Origin of the sequence: Synechococcus sp. CS-1333 (assembly GCF_025128015.1) — a bacterium.
Classification (GTDB): Bacteria; Cyanobacteriota; Cyanobacteriia; order PCC-6307; family Cyanobiaceae; genus MW101C3.
This window is the reverse complement of the sequence record NZ_JAHLYO010000014.1, coordinates 15,436-33,410: the sequence shown is the minus strand read 5'-3', so window position 1 is coordinate 33,410 and position 17,975 is coordinate 15,436. Positions and strand designations below refer to the sequence as shown.

Below are 17,975 nucleotides of genomic sequence, written 5' to 3'. Positions count from 1 at the left end.
GTCGTTCCTGGTGCGGTACGGGGGTGCTGCCGGCTCTGCCTCTGATCTGCGCGACTGAGGGCTGCGGCAGCGACAGTCAGAAAATGCCCAGAGTTTTCTTCTTGCAGTAACCGGCCCCGATGTTCATCCAGCCCGATTCGCAGGGCTTGCCATAAGTGGGCCTCACTTCGTAATAGATGGGTGAATTGCAGTGCTGCTTGAGGTCATTCACATACCCCAGCGGGCACTGGTCGTAGCCCGGAAGCTTGGGGATCCGCTTCTGTGCCTCCGCCGTCCCGGGGATCAGCAGCGGCAGTGTGAGCAGCGGCAGGGCCAGGAGCCTGGCGGCCAGCGCGCAGCGTGACGTCTTCATGGCGCGAGGATCCAAGGGCATCATCCAGGAGTCTGATGGCCTTGCGGCTACCAGCACAACCAACAACCGCAGCATCGCCGCAAGGATGGGCCGTGTCCGCCGCACCTCCGTTGCTTTGCTCGCCGTGACCCTCCCCCACCAGGCGATCCCCACCGCACGGGTGGCCTCCGCCGCTTGCGTTGCGCTGGGGCGATGACCAGCGACAAACGCCACCGTCGCGCCAAGTTCCGGCGCCTGCTGAGCGTCCTGCTGTTCGTGGTGGCCCTGGCCGGTGCAGTGGCGTCCCTGGTGGTGTTGGTGCCGCTCACGCTCTGGGTCCTGCTCTACTGCGCCATCAAGACCCCGCTTGACTGTCTCGCCTCCCTCGCGGTGATGCTGTTGCTGTGGCTGGCCGCTTTTTCCCTCGTGGCCCTGGCGGTGCTGGGCGCCATGCGGTTGCGGAAGCCTGACCCCTAGCGCGACGCCGTGGCCGCTGGTATGGCCTTGGGTAATCTCACCCCCCAGCCACTATCAGTGCGTCGCCTGTGTGCCTCAACAGGATGTCCAGATCGCAACTCTGGAGCTGGAACGTTATCCGCAGCCAGATCGAGCGGCGGAGCAAGGGCGTTCATCAACCAATGTCACCCCAATGCTTTACCGCATTGACACCCAACCGCGCGGCATGCGGCACAATTTCATGATCAGTCAATTCATAGAAAATAGAGGGGGGTGATTGAACCCCAACCACCAGAAACTCGCGCGTACTGCTCATCCAATGGACAGGACTTGCTTCGCAAGGCGGTCAACAAGCCAAACCACCTTGAGCACACTCGCGCTAACTCATGAACAGAGCCATTCCAAAAGCTCTGAGTCTCCGGCAACGTTCCATGGGTTCAGCTCAGTTCATGCCAGGTGTGAAGTGGAGTGATCAGATCATGAAGGTCGCCACCACGGCGGCATGATCGGATGCCGGGTCGGATTTTCGCTCGGTGGGAACCTCATTCACCGATGGCAGCTTGGACGTTGCCAGAACGGTGCGGGCGTCTGGGATGTTGTCGGGGTTCACGAGCCGGTGGCTGGCAAAGATGTGATCAATTAATTCGCCACGGCCCTTGAACACCCGGGTGTAGGGAGGCTCTGCGGGTGGCTTGCCATCCGGTGTGACGTTGAGGCGCGGAGCCAGATTCCACATCCGATAGCCGTCTCCCTTGTCGCCAGTGCGGAACCCAGCGGTCTCAAGCTCCGAGCCCGTCGGACCTTGAATGATCTGGGTGGTGGCGGCATCGGGCTGGTCGTTGAGGTCCCCGCAGAACACCACGGCCTTCTCACGCCCCAGCCCGTCATCGGGATCGGGCTCTCCGGCACCGGAGGAGAGGATCGCATTGATCCGGTCGCGGATCGTCAACGCCTCCCCGGTGCGGCGGTAGAGCGCGTAGGCCGCATAGCGGTAGCGCTCGTCCTCATCCTTCGGGCTGAAGTTGCCCTTGGGCCTGGGATAGCTGATCAGCTTTGATTTGAAATGGGCGGTGATAACGGTCACCTCCGTACCGCCTACCTCCACCACCACCTCCAGGGCGCTGCGGCCCATGGCAGCGAGCAGCGATTCATCCGCGGCGGTGCCCGGCTTGTCGAAGACCGGATCCTTCTGCTGCACCGGACGGATCAGATCCGGAAACGAGCTGATCGACCGGATACCGCTCAGAGGGCGGGTGGAGAGGATCGCTACGCGGATGGCACGTTTGGGTTCTCCGCCGGCTTCTGGGTCTCCTTCCGCCGCATGGGGCATCGAATGGCTCAGGGCCTGCTGCAGAGCCGCCAGGGCGCCGTTCGGACCGATCTCCTGGAGAGCCAGCAGATCAGGCTGCTCTTCGTCGATCACGGCTGCGAGCTTGGCGAGCTTGTCCTGGAAAGCCTGCTGGGACTCCGGCTTCGAGGGATCAGGAAGGAACAGGTTCTCCACGTTCCAGTTCATCACTTTGAAGGCCGTCATGGTGCTCCTGATCGGTTGAGTCGTCCCTTGGATTTAGCAACGGCAGGTTAAATCTGAGGTATGAAGATGTTCAAGCCGCCTGGACTGGTGAGGTCAGGCGTGGTCTGTCCCACGGCAACGTGATTGATGTTGAGTAAAGACCCGCCAGGCTTCTCCTTGATGCCCCGAGCGGGAGTGAGCGGTTGGAGCGTGGGGCCGCTGGTGCGGCGAGACCGTCAGCCCTGCTGCCCGTGCTGTCTTGTGTCCGTCTCCATCAAGTACCCATCAAGTAGTCATGACGGCTCAAACCCGGCGGAAGGCCCGCCGGGTGGCCCAGGGGTCATGTCACAGAGGATGCATAAGACTGATGATGGGCTGCCAGTTCCAAGCGGCGGAACGTAGAACTGTTCTTGTGCTGATGCGACTGCATCCGCATCACGATTTCGTGCAGCATCCGCACCGTGGCCGTGATGTTCGGCCCCTTGTTCAGCATCACGCCCTCCGCCCTTGCCCCCATCGCGGCATCGGAGATCTCTGCCCTGGTGGGCATGCCACCGTGCGCCAGTTCCTCCAGCACCTGCGTGGCCCAGATACAGGGGAGATGGGCAGCTTCGCAGAGGCGCAGGATCTCTTCCTGAATCTCCGCCAGGCGCTCCCAGCCGCACTCGATGGCCAGATCACCGCGGGCGATCATCACACCCAGTGGAGCTGGAGAGCGCATCGCGGCAAGCAACAGTGATGGCAGGTCATCGAAGGCCTGCCTTGTTTCGATCTTGAGGATCACGGCCAGATCGGCGTGGCCCAGCCTGGTGAGCTGGTCCTGAAGGGCCTGAAGATCAGTGCTGCTATGCACGAAGGAAAAGTTGAGAATGTCGGCGTGTTGGACGATGAACTCCAGATCAGCGATGTCCCTGGCCGTCAGCGCAGGGATGGTCAGTGGGCTGTCGGGAAGGTTGATGCCTTTGTCCGCCCGCAACCGCGAGCCCTTTTGCTTGGCTGCAGTGATTTCCACCAGCAGTTCAGTGGGCTGTGTCCCGGTAACCAGGCCGCCGATCTTGCCGTCATCGAAGAAGATCCGATCGCCGCAGTTCACATCGGCGAAGACCTCTGCCAATGTGCAACTGATGACTGCGTGACGGTGTTGCTTTCCCTCCCCACCGTTACCCGCAGGCCGGCCAAGTTCCGGCAGCGCCACGATTCGGAGTTGATCACCCTTGTGCAGCAGCAGGCTGCCCTCCAGGGCAGGGATCCTTCCGATAGTGACTGTGCACCGATTCGCCTCGTGTCGATCGCTGCCGCCTCCGGAGCGAGCGCTCATCACCAATTTCAACCCTGGCGTGAAGTGGCAGCTCTGGGTCGTGGTCGCCCAGATCCCCTCCGCTGATCGGCGTTCCACACGAAGCTGTCTGTGCCGGCCTGAGGCATCGATCATCTCGAGGCGATCACCGGCTTCGAGCCGGGTCCAGCCATCACCCGTGATCGGCGCCACGGCATCAACTCCGGCCATGGGGGTCGTGGGCTCCAGATGTGGGGACAGCAGGATTCGAGCCGGTGACAGCAACCTCCCCAGGCTGTCGCGCCTTGGTTTGCAGCGCATCACCTGCGGACCCGCCTGAATCGGGCCGGTGCGGAGTTTCGGACCTGCCAGATCCATGGCGATTCGACAGGGGCGGCCCGTGCTGGTGACGGCCCGCCGAAGCTGGTGGATCATCCGAAGCCAGTCCGCTTGACCATCGTGGGCACAGTTGATACGGGCGATGGTCATCCCCGCCCTCAGCAGGTGCTCGATCAGTTCGTCGTCTTCTGCCGCTTCCATGGGCAAGGTCACCATGATCGTGCAGTCCGCTGTGCAGCTGCGAGCGCCGAGCAGCCGCACGCAATTTCGCGCAATCAGGTCCTGTCCGGAGCCATGGTTGAGAGGAACGGCTGGCAGGGGATGCGACGGCACCTCTGGCCTGGATCGAGACCGGAGGATCTCCAACACCTTCTGAACACTGTCCATCACGCTGGATTCGCAGCGCCCGAGGGAGGACAAGCCCTGGCTTGCCAGTTGGTCCTGGAGCTGGCGGATGTCGTGTTGCCGCAGGGCCACGTAGTGCAGCAGGTTACAGGCGCTGACCCGGTTGTCAGCTGCGACTGCCTCAAGAGCGAGCCCATCGCTGATCTCCATGCTTTGCATCGATCGGCAGAGATCGATCAACTGCCCCGTGATTCTCTCGAGGCACGGGTTCTCCTCCCCAGCGCCGTCAGCGCCGGGAGCCTGGTTGGGATCTGGTGCTGCTGGGCTCACCATGGGCCTGGCCTACACCGTGAGGTCGGGCCGTGAAGGTTGGATTCGCTGACCCCCAGTCTGTATCCAGGAGCCACTGTTGGGCCATTCACAACCAGGACCCGGCGAGCTGCACGAACAGCACCACCACCGAGCGGGCCGCGACCCGGTAGTGGGTGCTGGTGACCGGTGGCGCGATGTTCCATGCACTGATGTCCTCAGGTGAGGGCAGGGAGGTGTCGATCCAGCGTCGCCAGGGGGTGCTGCCCCCATCGGCTGCCGGCAGGGCGAAATCCAGAGCCTCCCAGTAGGCATTGGCGATGACGTGCAGCCGGAAGCTGCCGTCGTAACTGGTGATCCTTACTGCCAGCGACCGGGAGGATTCGCCCCAGTCGGGTTCGTGGAGGGACACCCCATGCCATTCGATCTGGCTCTCCTTCAACAGATCATTGAGGCTCACCTGCCGCTGATTGACCACGATGTCGCGCCGCATCCGGTGGGCGATCAACTCCTTCACGAAGCGGTGGATGTTCGGGTGTCGATCGAGCAGGGTCCAGTCGAACCAGCTGATTTCGTTGTCCTGTCCGTAGGGGTTGTTGTTCCCCTGCTGGCTGCGGCACACCTCGTCACCCATGGAGAGCATCGGCGTACCGACCGCCAGCAGCAACAGGGTCAGGGCGTTGCGGATCTGCTTCTGGCGCAGTGCCAGCACCAGGGGGTCGCTGCTCGGACCTTCGCTGCCGCAGTTCCAACTGGCGTTGTCGTCGGCACCGTCGCGGTTCTCCTCGCCGTTGGCGAGGTTGTGCTTGTCGTTGTAAGCCACCAGATCGGCCAGGGTGAAGCCGTCGTGGCAGGTAATGAAATTCACGCTCTGCTCCGCCTCCCGTTCCTCATGGCCATAGATGTCTGGGCTGCCCAGCAGGCGCAGCGCCGCTTTCGGCACCTGGCCGGCATCACCCTTGAGGAAGCGGCGGATGTCATCGCGGAAGTGGCCGTTCCATTCCTGCCAGCTGTCGCCGATGAAGCTGCCCACCTGATACAGCCCGGCCGCATCCCAGGCCTCGGCGATCAGCTTGGTACCAGCCAGCAGGGGGTCGGTCTCGATGTCCCAGAGCACAGGAGGGAGGGGGGTGGGTTTGCCGTCCTCGTCGCGGGCCAGCACGGAGGCAAGATCGAAGCGGAAGCCATCCACGTGCATGTGCTTCACCCAGTGGCGCAGGCTGTGGCGGATCAGCCGCCGCACGATCGGGTGGTTGGCGTTGAAGGTGTTGCCGGTGCCGCTGTAGTTGGCATAGCGGCTTCGATCCGCCTCGAGTAGGTAGTAGGCCTCGTTGGCCAGGCCGCGAAAACAGAAGCTGGGCCCGCGGTGATCACCCTCGGCGGTGTGGTTGTAGACCACATCGAGGATCACCTCAATGCCGGCGCGGTGCAGAGCCTTGACCAGATCGCGGAACTCATCGATGGGTCCGAGCAGGTCGGTCCGGGAGCTGTAGCCGGGGTGGGGGGCGAACAGGGAAATCGGTGAATAGCCCCAGTAATTCGTTCTGCCCTCGGGGGCATCGAGCCGATCGAACTGAAACACCGGCAGCAGCTCCACCGCAGTGATGCCCAGGTCCTGGAGATAGGGGATCTTCTCGATCAAGCCGGAGTAGGTACCCGCGCGCTCCGGCGCCACCCCGGAGCTGGGGTGGCAGGTGAAGCCGCGAACATGCAGCTCGTACACCACCGTTTCCCGGCGGGGACGGCGGAGGGGAGTGTCGCCCTCCCAGTCGTAGAGCGTGGGATCGGCCACGACGCTCTTCATCGCCGTGGCCAGACCATCGCCGCTGGAGCGTCCGGCCTGGCGCTCGTAGCCCGGTGGCGTCACCACTGCCAGGCTGTAGGGATCCAGCAGTAGGTTTCGCCCGTCGAAGCGCAGACCCTGATCGGGCCGCCAGGGGCCGTGCACCCGGTAGCCGTAGATCTGGCCGGGACCCAGGCCCGCCACCAGGCAATGCCAGTAGTGGTAGGTGCGCTGATGCACCGGATCGAGCTCAACAACACAGCTGGGCTCCGCAGCGTCCTCCCGATCGAACAGGAGCAGTTCGACCCTGGAGGCGTACTTGGAATAGATGCAGAAGTTCACCCCCTCAGCCGTGACAAGGGCACCGAGATGGGCGCTGCTGCCGTTCCAGGTCGTGCATGCCCCCATGGCCTGAGCCGACCTGCGGTGACTTGGTGATTCATCCTCTCCCAGGTCCATCCCCTCCATGGCCGGCACCAGCTGGGGTTGGGATCAAACTGCATACAACAGACCGCCGGGCTGGCCCCCCATCCATGACGATCCATGCGTTGGCACCCTGTCTCTCTGGCTCTGCCCTTCGATCTGGTGATCTCCAGACGGTTGCCACCGATGGGCTGACCGGCTGGCTCACCTCGGCCCTCCAGCTGATGCCGCGCATCGTGGAGTCGTGGATCGTGATGGTTGCCATGGATGCACCAGGCGAAGGACCCCTCAGCCCTGCGCGGGGAGGGCCGCCGCCTCCCCAGCTGGTTTCGCCCAGAGCCGTCGGAAAATGGAGCCGAAGGCCCCCTGGGGCTCGCCCCTTTGGGGCTTCAGATCACTGAGACAGTGCAGACCCGGATGGCCTGCAGCTTGCGGGCGATCGTGAAGGCCTTTTCTATCGGCACGAAGCGGATTTTCGTTACGGGCTTGCCTCGCTTCCCGAAGAAGCACTGCTCGCAGGGATGGGCGCCGCCCTTGAGGCCATCGGGATGGAAGTGGACGATGACGCGGCGGATTTCGCAGCTGGGGGCAGAGGTTGTGGCCATGGCCTTGAGGTGAGGAACCCGACCGCTCAGCGCGGCCCGCGCAGGGAAGGCAGGGGGCGCGAAGCGCCTCGCGTCAGCCCTTGCCGAACCGAGCAGGCCAGCGCAGCCTTCGGGTGCTTCTCACGAGGCCTTGGCGGGGACACTCCCCAGCGGTGCTGACCTGGGCCGCGTTCGTACATGGCTGCTGCCGATCCGGGTCGGCGTTGATCGTGTCCTGCGGCAGGCTTCCAGGTGTGGCGCTTGCTTGGCCACGGGTGCAGGTCTGGGCGCCAGGCCTATCAGCCCGCTTTCAGCGCATCGTTGTCACCTGGGGCTCCAGCTGAGGTCGCGCCCGAGCCGGTCAGATCCATATTACTTCTGGTAGTACTGGTGTTCTCTGTGATGGGGTCGTCGTTGCTGCTTCCCCGCCCCACTTCCGCGGCGCCCGGCTGGCTCCCGGCTCAGCGACAGACGATGGCGGCTGCGAGGAGTGGCTCTATCTGGATGAGGAGGTGCTGGTGGCCAGACGCAGCAGCAAGCTTTGCCTCACCTGCCACGTCTTCCGGCACCACGCTGGTGTGAACTGCACCCCGCTGCTCACCCGCCGCTGCCAGGGGTGGACCAAAGCCATGGCCCGCCAGCGGGGAGTTGCTTCCAGCCCAGCCGGTGCCGCTGCTCAAGAACCGCCGGGAGATCAGCCGGGCTGAGACCCTCAAGCCCTGAGAAGAGAAGCGCAAGGCGGGCTGGAGTCCCTGCACCCCCCATGGTGATCACCGTCCACATCGGTCTCCCCCATCAAGCTGAGCTCTTTAACGGATGGCCCCCTCCTTGCCGATGAGCAGCAGCCGTTAGCCCGTCGTTTCATTTGGTCGATCCACAAGGTCAACCCCACCGCGTGCGCGATGAGCACGTCGATTCGATCGGGGAGGCCTGGGCGTTTGCCAGCCGCTGGGCTGATCAAGCAGGCAGGAAGGTGGAGCCCGCAGGCTGTTTCACTGAGGCGTCACCGGGCTGAGCCGCGGCGCCTGGGAGGGATCCACGAGGGGCGGCAGGGGGGCATCGGAAACGGCTTGGTCGGCGTTCTGGGTGTAGGCCACGGTGTAGAGCTGGGGCTCGGCCTTAAGAACCAGTCCCTTGAGCCGCTCCAGATGCTGCGCAAAGGCAGGGCTGGACCGCATGGCCAGATAGGCCTCGACGGAGCTGAAGTGGGCGTAGTTGACGGCGCGGCTGCGATCGAGGCTGAGGTGCAGGTTGGCGCTGAGGCTGCCCGGGAAGACGCCTTGCAGGCGCTTGTATTCGCTCACCTGGGTGGCCACGAAGGCCTCGGCCTGATCTGGATCCAGATGAAACACGTTGATCAGCACGATGCCATCACCGACACGGATCGCGTTGACAGGAAAGCCGTTGACGGAGCTGGTTGGGGACTCGCTCATGGGTGTGGTGCAGGGGGAAGGTTCAGAGAATGCCGCCATTCACCTGAAGCGTCTGGCCGTTCACCCAGCGGGCGTCATCGGAGGCGAGGAAAGCCACCACATCCGCCAGATCGGCGGGTTGACCGAGGCGACCCAAGGGAGTGGCAGCGATCAGATGGGCCAGTGCATCGGCTGGCATCACCAGGCCGTCTGTGTCGGTGACCCCGGGGCCGATCTGATTGACGGTGATGCCACGGGGGCCGAGCTCCTTGGAGAGGGCCATGCCGAACTGCTCCACCGCCGCCTTGCTGGCGGCGTAGACACCGGCGGCGGGCAGGGCCTGGCGGGTGGCACCGCTGGCCAGATTGATGATCCGGCCACCGTCGGCCACGTGGCGGGCCGCCTCCTGCAGGGCAAAGAACGTGCCGCGGGCATTGGTGCCCATCACCCGGTCATAGTCCTCTTCCTCGATCTCCGTCGTGGGTTTGAACACGGATACCCCGACGTTGTTGACGACGATGTCGATGTGGCCGAAGTGCTCGAGCACGGCGGCGAACAGGGCCCGGGTCTGGCTCACATGGCTGAGGTCGGATTGGAGTGCCAGAGCCCGCACCCCACCGGCTTGAATCGCGGCCGCCACGGCCTCTGCCTTCTCGCGATTGCCGGCGTAGGTGAGCACCACATCGGCTCCATCACGCCCCAGCCGCTCAGCGATGGCCCGGCCGATGCCGCGGGATCCGCCCGTGACCAGGGCCACCTTGCCTTGCAATCGGGTCATCGCCGGTGTGGTGCCTCTAGGACGGTGGGGATCGATCGGCAACCTATGGCGACCCGCCATGGAAAGGAAGGACTTACCTTCAGGTGCGTTGCCGGGCCAGGCTGCCAGCTGGAATGAGCGCAACTCTGCCGACGGGGACTGATCCCACCGAAGGCACCACCTTCGTGAAAGCTGCCCTCAAGGTTCTGCAGGGCAAGTGGACCTTGCCGATTCTCTGGCAGCTGCGGGAGAACCCTCAGCGCTATGGAGATCTTCGCCGCGCGATCCCGGAGATCAGCGACAAGGTGCTGACCCAGCACCTGCGCAACCTGGAACGCGGCGGGTTGGTGGAGCGGGAGGTGATGCCTGCAAAACCGCCGCAAGTGAGTTATCGCTTCAGCACCTACGGCCGCAGCCTGATACCACTGATTCAGGCACTCTGTGCCTGGGGAGAGCAGCACCTGCAGCGCCAGGACCGCTCTGAATGATCCCTCAGATTGGCTGCCACGCGCCTCCACAACCTGCAGGCAGGCGGCAAGGTTCAGGGAGATGGCCACTGAGGAGGGCGCCACCAAACTGGCTGCATTCGGCCTGATCAACGGGCTGGCTCAGCTTCCATGGGGTAGATCTGCCCTCCATGAGCCAATGGGGTCGCCGAACGATTCCTCTGGCTTCAGGCCTGGCGACCTGGCCTTTCCCTGTGGGCTCCCATTGTCCAGAAGCTGGGATGCCTCCTGGACGGCGCGACGTCGGATCTCAAGAATGTGCCCGATTTCACGGGCGAAGCTGGGCTGACGTTCGATCATTTGATTGACGACGTGACCTGATATCTTCATCACTTCAAGGTCATAAAGGGCCGTGACGGTAACGGAACTCGGGTCACCGGAGAACAAGGCCATCTCACCGAAGAACTCTCCGGATCGCAAGGAGAGGACCTCTCGATCCTGCTGATGACCATCAGTTGTGGACATCACCGCCTGGCCCGACACAATGATGTAAAGGGCATTCCCAGCATGGCCTTGCCGCACCACTTTTTCGCCGGCGGCAAAATGCTGAAGAGAGATACCCAAGGAAGGAGCCTGCATCAATTCCTGTTCCTTGTTCAGCGGCACATAGGCTGGCAGAGCCTGCAAGCTCTCTGCGAACTTCTTGGAAATTCCCTTCTGCTGAGAAGTTGGGCCATTGAAGTGGTAAAGAGTGCGAATCGGAAAGGGAATCGAAAGATTGTTGCGCTTGGCGGCATACCACACCCTGGTCATGAAGCGTTCACGAATATTCTCAATGTCACCATAATCTCGAATGAAGAACTTTACCTCATAAGTTACAGCCGAATCGGAGTAGTCGAGAGTAAACACATTGGGTTCTGGATCCGCCAAGACTCCCTTTGTCTCCAGTGCCGTGCTCTTCAGCACTTGCCGAGCAAGATTAGGTGGATCATTATAAGAAAATCCCAGCTTGATTCTCTCGGCGTGGATTGGGGTCGGTTGCGTAAAGTTGCGGATCATTTCACTGCTGATCAGCTTATGAGGGATCACAACCATTTCGTGTTCGAGTGTCAGCAGACGAACGGCCCGCCAGTTGATGTCAATCACCTGACCCACCACCCCATTCACCTCAAGCCAGTCACCTACGGAGAAAGGTCGTTCAAACAGAAGGGCGATGCCGGACATCACGCTTCCGAGGGTGTCTTGAAGCGCCAGACCGATAACGATCGAGCTCACACCCAACGCAGTGACCAGCCCGGCCAAATCGGCATCCCAAACAGTGGCCAGAACGAAGGCTGTGCCAAGAAGAATCAGAAAAAGGCGTGCAAGATCAACCAACAGCTTGGGAACTCTTGATCTCCATGTATCGGCTTCTGCTTTCTCGAAAAGAGCAAGGTTGAGCAGAGAAAGAGCTGCATGAATCATGCAGATCCAAAGAATTGTCTCTCCAGTCTTGAAGATGCGAGTGCTGGTACTAAGGCCAAGAACATGCTGCAAGAATAACAGCCCAATGAAGATGGGAATGATCAGGTTGCGAAGCAGTCGCAAGGTTTCAGCCAAGCCTTCTCCATGTCGCCGCAGCCGATGGATCGCTTCACCAAGCAGGACAGACAACAGCGGAAAGCCAACTGCCAGTATCCCCACCCAAAGAATGAAGGAGCTCGAGATCATCAGGATTGCTCGCGTGAAGTTGTTTCCACAGACATCAAAGTACCCTTGATGGTCCACGCTTTCAGAGTGATCGGCTCATGATCTGGAACCTTGTCGAGTTGTTCGAAAGGATAAAGGTCTTCGAGGCGATGGTGGACAGTCTGCGACACGAGAATTGAACCTGGTGTGCATGCATCCTTCAGCTCGACGGCGAGATTCATCGTTTTGCCCCAGACGTCATAGACAACCTTGCTCTTGCCAACGATGCCAACCGCGATGTCGCCAGAATCGATGCCAACTTTTAAGTTAAGATCAAAGCCACGCTCTAGATTGAATCTACGGATGACACCAAACATCTCGATGCAACAGTCGACCGCTCGTCTATCATGGTCGAGATACGGGGCGGATAATCCACAGACAGCCAGATAGCGATCACCAATCGTTTTGATCTTTTCGATACCATGACTGAGAGCGATATCATCAAACGATGCAACCAGATCATTGAGAATTGCAACCGACTCAAAAGCACTGAGGGTGGCAGCAAGCTCAGAAAATCCTGTCACTTGCATGTACAACACCGCAACATTTGAAATGTCTTCGGCTATTTGCTTCTCACCACGCTGCAGACGCCGTGCAATGGCTGCCGGGAACACACTCAAAAGAAGGCTTTCATTTTCCTGGCTCTTTTGTTCCACCAGTTCTCGTTGGGAACGCAAGCTATGCAGCATCGAATTAAACGAACGACCGAGTTCACCAAATTCATCTCCAGTTTCAAGGGTTGGGATCGACTCCAGCTCGCCAGTGGCCACCTTGCGAGCACTGCTGATCAGAGCATTGATCGGCTTCACGAAAAAGTGTGCAAGACCCATCGCCACTACAGTGGTGAGGAGGATCAAGAGTGTTGCCGAAATGAGTACCTGGCGCTGAAAAGAGTGGATCGGCTCATAGGCCTCGCTAAGATCAATCTCGGCAAGGATGACCCAATCTAGATCCTTGATCTTTAATGGGGAAAAGGAACTAAGAACGGAGATATTTCGATAGTCCTTGATAATCTCGGTGCCCTGCTTTCCTGTTAGGGCCTGGTTGACAGCTTGAGTCTTGACAAGCAACTGAAGAATTGTGGTATCAAACTGTTTAATCCTTCTGATGATATCTTCCTTGATATTCAGCGAACGAAGACTGGCAAAGAAAGCCTTTGGATCTTCGATCAGAAACCGGGACGTTGACCGCATCAGCTGGTCGTTACCAACCAAGTAGGTTTCGCCGGAGTTACCGAGACCATCTTCCTTCCAGTTGCGATTACCAGTCATCACATTGTTGATCTCATTCACCGGCATCTGGAAGGCCAGGATTCCAACCAACTCTGATCCTCGATAGATAGGCGCTGCGATGAAGGCAGCGGGCGCGTCATAAGACGGAGGATAGGGAGCAAAGTCCACAAGCCTGGTGTAATTCCGCTCCTTCGCATCCATTACTGTGCGTACAAGATTTGCCAGATTTGTGCTTTTATATGGTCCACTCAACAGATTAGTTGCATAATCAGTTTCCTTGAATACGGTATAGACAATTGTTCCTTCGGGGTCGATCAAGAACATGTCATAATAGCCAAATCGTTCGATTGTATTCCGGAAGATCGGATGGTATGTGGCGTGCACCCTCGAATATGCGCTGTCGTCAGGAGCTCTGTTGAGAAGTTGTTTCTTGCCAACAGGATTAGGATTGGCTGCGATATACTGAAACTGAAGATATTGCGAAGCTGGCGGCTTGGGCAAATAGGAGTGGAGGATAGGTGTTCCTGAGCGCCCCTGCATTAGACGCGGCAAAAAGATTTGAGCGTAGTATTCTGACAACTTCCTATCTGCTTCTTTGGACAATGAAGTCTTGTTCAGCTGCTTGTGAGCGGATGTAAACTCTTGCACTGCAGAGATTACCGATGGATTCTCACTGAGGGTCTGAGTGTGATTGCGAATGGTTTGAAAGTAGGACTCAATCTGGTGTGCTTTAGAGGCCCGCACACTGGTCAGTTGATTGGATACCCGGTTGGTGAGATTCTCTTTGCCGCTCCGATAGCCAAGGACGGCTGTGACAAAGATTGAAAGGCCGCTCACTGCGAGCAGCATCAAGATCAGCTTTGACTTGATGCTCAAATGACTCAGCAAAGGCATTGATTCAGCGAGCTCAAAAGAAGGCTATCAGTGAAGACGCTTTCGAAACCGTATCGAAGCGGTGAGCTTGCCGATAATCTGTAGCATAAACTTCCAACAGCTGCATAACTGTAGCAACCGTGGCACTTCCGGCCCCTCCCCTCCCCCGGCCAACTGCTTGGTTGTTGGCACAATTGCGGCGATCATGGCTCAGTGACAGGGCAGTCGTGGAGTGAGATGCAGCGGGAGCGGACAGAATCACCGGCAAGGGGAGGAACAGAACGTGGATGTTGCAGCTTTCGTTAGACAACTGACGTTGAATCCGGACATGCGCACCATTTCAGAGGACCATGCGCAGACGTTTCAGCACATCCAATCCTGGTTTGAAGGAAGCCTCACTTGAGCACGTGTATGAATGAGCGAGCTGGTTGAAGCAATCCTGGACTCTCTGTGCTGACTGGCCCCGATCCGCCAAGCCAACCGAAGCACGAACGAACCCGCCGTTATCACGGGCATGTTCAGTTCCTGGTGCCGCACGTTCAGCTGGTTGTCGTGACTGGAGCCGATGGTCGACCCAAAGCCATGCCTACTTGGATGGGAAAGGTGATGGCGAGGCCTGCATAAGCCTCTGCTTACGGGGCGGACACCCGCCCCTTCTTGACCTCACTGGATCTGGCCTGCTCACCCAAGCCAATGGGCTGGAAGATGCTGTCAAGTCCGATCTGGTGCGAGCCGCCGGCTATGTGAGCACCAAGAAGGTCGGCAGTGAATGGCTGAAGTTCACCGCCTTTGATACGGTGTTGCTTGAGGCCAAGGGCGTCAGCCATCGGAGATGGTGGTGGCAACGGCAACTTGCTGGTGGTCTGCACCAATTATCCGACCCGCACGTTAGCCGCCTAGTTCTGCGATCAACGCGAAGACCTACGCCTGGGTTACGGCCTTGGGCTTCCACCCATCAGGATGGTCATTCCGGTGAGAATCACGCTGCCGCCGATCACGTCTCGCAGGGTGAGAGGAACCCCCTCCACCAGCTGCAGCCAGATCAGGGCCATCGCCACATACACGGCGCCATAGGAGGCGTAAACACGCCCAGCCGCTGTGGGGTGGAGGGTAAGCAGCCAGGCGAACAGCCCGAGTGAGAAGGCCGCTGGGATCAGCAGCCAAACCGAGCGCTGTTGTCGCAGCACCTGATCGGTGAGGTAGCAGCCCAGGATCTCGGCAACTGCGGTGAACAGAAAGAGCCCGGTGGACCTCAACACGGCACAGAGGTGAAGCGAATCCAGTATTGCCACGCGGTCTGATCAGCTGCGCTGCCGATGCAATGGGCAGCGGTACGACACCTTCAAAGCCCGGTGACGAGGCCACCGGGCTCTGAAGGTGTTTGGTAGATGGGACGGAGTGGCTGACGCTGGCACCTGGGGCCAGGGTTCCAGTGGGACTTCCCGTTGGGTCCGGGGCACCTATAGCGGTGCAATGGACGGCGACGGCGTAACACGCCAGGGAAGCCAGAGATCCGATGAGAGTGTTGGAGCAGGGGCCGGATCGTCAGCGCGCTCCTCACACCTGCTCGGGTGGGGTGTCGTCCATCTTCTGGAGCCTCCCGGTTGCTGATGTCATCACCATCGATCCGCCGGCCGCAGGTGGCAAGACTTTCCTGTCAGGAGGACACCGCTTGTGATCTGCGGCAACGGCTCTTCATGAACCGGTCGCTGTTCACGCCAACGGCCGCCCCTTCCAGGTCCAACCGCGGCCGCTGAGGGTGCGCCACACCGACACCGGACCGATCGCGGCCACCACCAGGCCACCGGCTCCCATCAGCCACCAGAGGGTGAGCGGCACCTGGAACTGGCGGCGGGTCCACAGGCGCAGGAGAAGCTGCAGGCCGATGCCCATCAGGGCGAGGGCAAGGGCGCGCAGCAGGAGCAGTCGCTGGCCGGGCAGCAGCGCGGCCGCAATCGCAGCGGCCGGTGTCAGCAACCATGGGCCGCTGAACATCAGCAGCACCACTGAGGAGGCCGCCAGGGCCCTGGCCACATCGCCATCGAGGCCCAGCAGCCAGTTCTTGGTCCAGCCTTCCCAGAGAGAGGCGAAATCGCTGTACATGCGCAGCTCGAGCGCATCCAGCCCCAGCAGGTAGCGCAGACGATGGCCACCTTGCTTGATCCGCCGCGCCAGGGCCAGGTCCTCCACCACCTCTGCCGCCAGGTCCCGGTGGCCGCCGATCGCTAGGTAGGCGCTGCGGCGAAACAGCATGAACGGCCCGGCGGCGAAGGCCACCGGACTGGCGGGATCATTGGCGGCTTCGATCGGAAAGCCGAGCCCCAGCAGGCTGGCCATGATCGGCTGCACCATCCACTCCGCCAGGCAGCCGCAGCTCAGCCGCGGCGCCAGGCTGAACAGGTCGGCCCCGTCTGCGATCGTCTGGGCCAGGGCGCGTCGCAGGGTGGCCGGCTGCAAGCGCACGTCGGCATCGACGAACAGCACCCAATCACTGCTTACCTGCTCCATGGCGCGGCTGCAGGCCCAGTTCTTGCCCACCCAGCGTTCGCCCACCGGCCGGGGCCCGGCATCGAGCAGCGAGAAGCGCGGCTCCGTGGCGCCGCAGGCCCCTGCCGCCTCCAGGGCGATCGCCACCGTGGCATCGCTGGAACGATCGTCCACCAGCAGCACCCGCCAGTCGCCACAGGGGTCCTCGCTGCTCAGCAGGCTGGTGAGGCAGGCGGCGATGTTGGCCGCTTCGTTGTAGGCGGGCACCACCACCGTGAGTGAGGTGTTGGCCAGGGTCGCTGAAGCGTCCGATCCCGGCTCCGGCCGTTCCGCCAGCCTGGGCGCCCGCGCAAACACCCGCGCCAGGCCGGCGATCAGGATCACCAGGCCAAGGGCGGCGGTGGCGGCCAGCGTCAGCAGAACCCAGGCGAGGGCCGTGGCTGGATCCATGCCGTAGCCCTCAAGGTTGTTCCGCCCATGGTGGCCCGGCTCACGCATCACCCTGAACCGATCCAGGATTGGCGGATGACGACTGAGGCCCCCACTTCCGCGCCACGGTTGATCGACGGTCCCGATGCCGCGCCGGCCACCGTGCTGCTAGCCCACGGGGCCGGTGCACCGATGGACAGCGCGTTCATGGCGGCCATCGCCAGCGGCCTTACGCAGCAGGGCTGGCGAGTGGTGCGCTTTGAGTTCCCCTACATGGCCCGGATGCGCGAGACGGGCCGCCGCCAGGGGCCTGAACGGATGCCGGTGCTGCAGGAGGCGTTCCGCCAGCAGGTGCAGCTGGAGACGGGCGAGGCCCGGAGCGGCCCCTGTTCATCGGCGGCAAGTCGATGGGCGGCCGTGTGGCCAGCCTGCTGGTGGATGAACTGGCCGCCAGCGACGGGGTGCGCGGTTGTCTGTGCCTGGGTTATCCCTTCCACCCGCCCGGCAAGCCGCTGCAGCTGCGCACCGAGCACCTGGCCGCCTTGCGGACGCCCACCTTGATCCTGCAGGGGGAGCGGGACAGCTTCGGGCGGCGGGAGGAGGTGGAGTCCTACAACCTTTCTCCCCAGATACAGCTGAGCTGGATCCCAGGTGGGGACCACAGCTTCAAGCCCACCCGCAGTTCGGGCCTCAGCGAAGCGGAGAACTGGGCCACGGCGGTGGCGTTGAGTGATCAGTTCCTGCGGGAGCTGTTGTTCCGCTGAGCTCCACAGCCGAGTTGCCCAACACCTACCTGGTGCGGCCAGAGACCCAGCTGCGGGATTGAACCGGCAATCCGCTGTCAAGCTGGTGGGGTGACTCACTGCGCAGCGTCATGGAACAGGTGGTGAGCGAGTGGGTGCAGGGAGTTGGGCTGAAGAGTGGGGAAGCAGATCTGAGCTGAGCATTGCCACGGCTGAGATCCGCATCACCACCATGGACAACCAGCCGGGGACAGATGGGGATAGGCCCTATGTGCTGTTCGTGAATCAGAGCGAGTACGGCAAGGCCCGCTTCCTGCGCACCAACGTGCTCTCGAGCAGGGCGGACCTCAAGAAGGACACGGCCCTGCGCTTTAGGCAGGAGGTGAAACGCCTCCCCGCTGCCTTTGGGCCGGGGGATGCCGAACAGCAGCTTTGCCCTGTTCAACCTTGGCAACCAGCTGTTGATCGCCGGGTCGCGGGAAGCTGCGGCGGGTGATCAAGGCCCAGCC

At 61.3% G+C, this 17,975-nt stretch carries 15 protein-coding genes and 2 pseudogenes; 6 read left to right on the top strand and 11 right to left on the bottom strand.

The features are described from left to right. Positions 1–76: 76 nt before the first annotated feature. Positions 77–352, bottom strand: a complete 276-nt coding sequence (locus KQ303_RS04590) for a hypothetical protein (RefSeq protein WP_259729334.1) — start codon at positions 350–352, stop codon at positions 77–79. 192 nt (positions 353–544) lie between these two features. On the opposite strand from KQ303_RS04590, the gene KQ303_RS04585 reads away from it, so the two are divergent. Beyond that, on the top strand, positions 545–808 hold the full coding sequence (locus KQ303_RS04585) for a hypothetical protein (RefSeq protein WP_259729333.1): 264 nt from the start codon (positions 545–547) through the stop codon (positions 806–808). Between the two features lie 451 nt (positions 809–1,259). Here KQ303_RS04585 and KQ303_RS04580 read toward each other — a convergent pair whose 3' ends face one another. From KQ303_RS04580 to KQ303_RS04555, 6 genes are all read right to left on the bottom strand, one after another. Further along, positions 1,260–2,321, bottom strand: a complete 1,062-nt coding sequence (locus tag KQ303_RS04580; protein WP_259729332.1) for an endonuclease/exonuclease/phosphatase family protein — start codon at positions 2,319–2,321, stop codon at positions 1,260–1,262. Between the two features lie 319 nt (positions 2,322–2,640). Beyond that, positions 2,641–4,593 (bottom strand): pyruvate kinase, encoded by a 1,953-nt coding sequence (locus tag KQ303_RS04575; protein WP_259729331.1) that lies wholly within the window; start codon positions 4,591–4,593, stop codon positions 2,641–2,643. 85 nt (positions 4,594–4,678) lie between these two features. Continuing rightward, complete coding sequence (gene glgX, locus KQ303_RS04570) at positions 4,679–6,760, bottom strand: glycogen debranching protein GlgX (protein WP_259729330.1); 2,082 nt, start codon at positions 6,758–6,760, stop codon at positions 4,679–4,681. A gap of 404 nt (positions 6,761–7,164) precedes the next feature. Next, positions 7,165–7,380 carry a hypothetical protein gene (locus KQ303_RS04565; RefSeq protein WP_259729329.1) on the bottom strand — a complete coding sequence of 72 codons (216 nt, stop codon included), beginning with the start codon at positions 7,378–7,380 and terminating at the stop codon, positions 7,165–7,167. Between the two features lie 971 nt (positions 7,381–8,351). After that, positions 8,352–8,792 carry an antibiotic biosynthesis monooxygenase gene (locus KQ303_RS04560; RefSeq protein ID WP_259729328.1) on the bottom strand — a complete coding sequence of 147 codons (441 nt, stop codon included), beginning with the start codon at positions 8,790–8,792 and terminating at the stop codon, positions 8,352–8,354. A 22-nt stretch (positions 8,793–8,814) separates the two neighbouring features. Further along, positions 8,815–9,549, bottom strand: coding sequence for a glucose 1-dehydrogenase (locus KQ303_RS04555; protein WP_259729327.1), 735 nt, complete (start codon positions 9,547–9,549; stop codon positions 8,815–8,817). Positions 9,550–9,662: 113 nt separating this feature from the next. Between KQ303_RS04555 and KQ303_RS04550 the strand changes: the two genes are divergently transcribed. Then, positions 9,663–10,016 (top strand): helix-turn-helix domain-containing protein, encoded by a 354-nt coding sequence (locus tag KQ303_RS04550; protein ID WP_259729326.1) that lies wholly within the window; start codon positions 9,663–9,665, stop codon positions 10,014–10,016. A 120-nt stretch (positions 10,017–10,136) separates the two neighbouring features. Here KQ303_RS04550 and KQ303_RS04545 read toward each other — a convergent pair whose 3' ends face one another. Together KQ303_RS04545 and KQ303_RS04540 are read right to left on the bottom strand one after the other, a co-directional pair. Continuing rightward, complete coding sequence (locus tag KQ303_RS04545) at positions 10,137–11,684, bottom strand: mechanosensitive ion channel family protein (RefSeq protein ID WP_259729325.1); 1,548 nt, start codon at positions 11,682–11,684, stop codon at positions 10,137–10,139. Further along, positions 11,684–13,828 (bottom strand): adenylate/guanylate cyclase domain-containing protein, encoded by a 2,145-nt coding sequence (locus KQ303_RS04540; protein ID WP_259729324.1) that lies wholly within the window; start codon positions 13,826–13,828, stop codon positions 11,684–11,686. The genes KQ303_RS04545 and KQ303_RS04540 overlap by 1 nt, the downstream gene beginning before the upstream one ends. Before the next feature lie 599 nt (positions 13,829–14,427). On the opposite strand from KQ303_RS04540, the pseudogene KQ303_RS04535 reads away from it, so the two are divergent. Beyond that, positions 14,428–14,631 (top strand): annotated as a pseudogene (locus tag KQ303_RS04535) (hypothetical protein); the annotation flags it as partial. A gap of 108 nt (positions 14,632–14,739) precedes the next feature. Here the strand turns inward: KQ303_RS04535 and KQ303_RS04530 are convergent. After that, positions 14,740–15,066: a YnfA family protein gene (locus KQ303_RS04530; RefSeq protein ID WP_259729323.1), complete on the bottom strand. Its 327-nt coding sequence runs from the start codon at positions 15,064–15,066 to the stop codon at positions 14,740–14,742. Positions 15,067–15,520: 454 nt separating this feature from the next. After that, positions 15,521–16,744 carry a glycosyltransferase family 2 protein gene (locus KQ303_RS04525; RefSeq protein ID WP_259729673.1) on the bottom strand — a complete coding sequence of 408 codons (1,224 nt, stop codon included), beginning with the start codon at positions 16,742–16,744 and terminating at the stop codon, positions 15,521–15,523. A gap of 27 nt (positions 16,745–16,771) precedes the next feature. On the opposite strand from KQ303_RS04525, the pseudogene KQ303_RS14650 reads away from it, so the two are divergent. From KQ303_RS14650 to KQ303_RS04515, 3 genes and pseudogenes are all read left to right on the top strand, one after another. Further along, a pseudogene (locus tag KQ303_RS14650) lies at positions 16,772–17,020 on the top strand (alpha/beta family hydrolase); the annotation flags it as partial. A 110-nt stretch (positions 17,021–17,130) separates the two neighbouring features. Continuing rightward, complete coding sequence (locus KQ303_RS14645; protein WP_311134118.1) at positions 17,131–17,487, top strand: alpha/beta family hydrolase; 357 nt, start codon at positions 17,131–17,133, stop codon at positions 17,485–17,487. Between the two features lie 211 nt (positions 17,488–17,698). Continuing rightward, a complete protein-coding gene (locus tag KQ303_RS04515; protein ID WP_259729322.1) occupies positions 17,699–17,962 on the top strand; it encodes a hypothetical protein in 264 nt (87 codons plus the stop codon). Positions 17,963–17,975 lie beyond the last annotated feature (13 nt).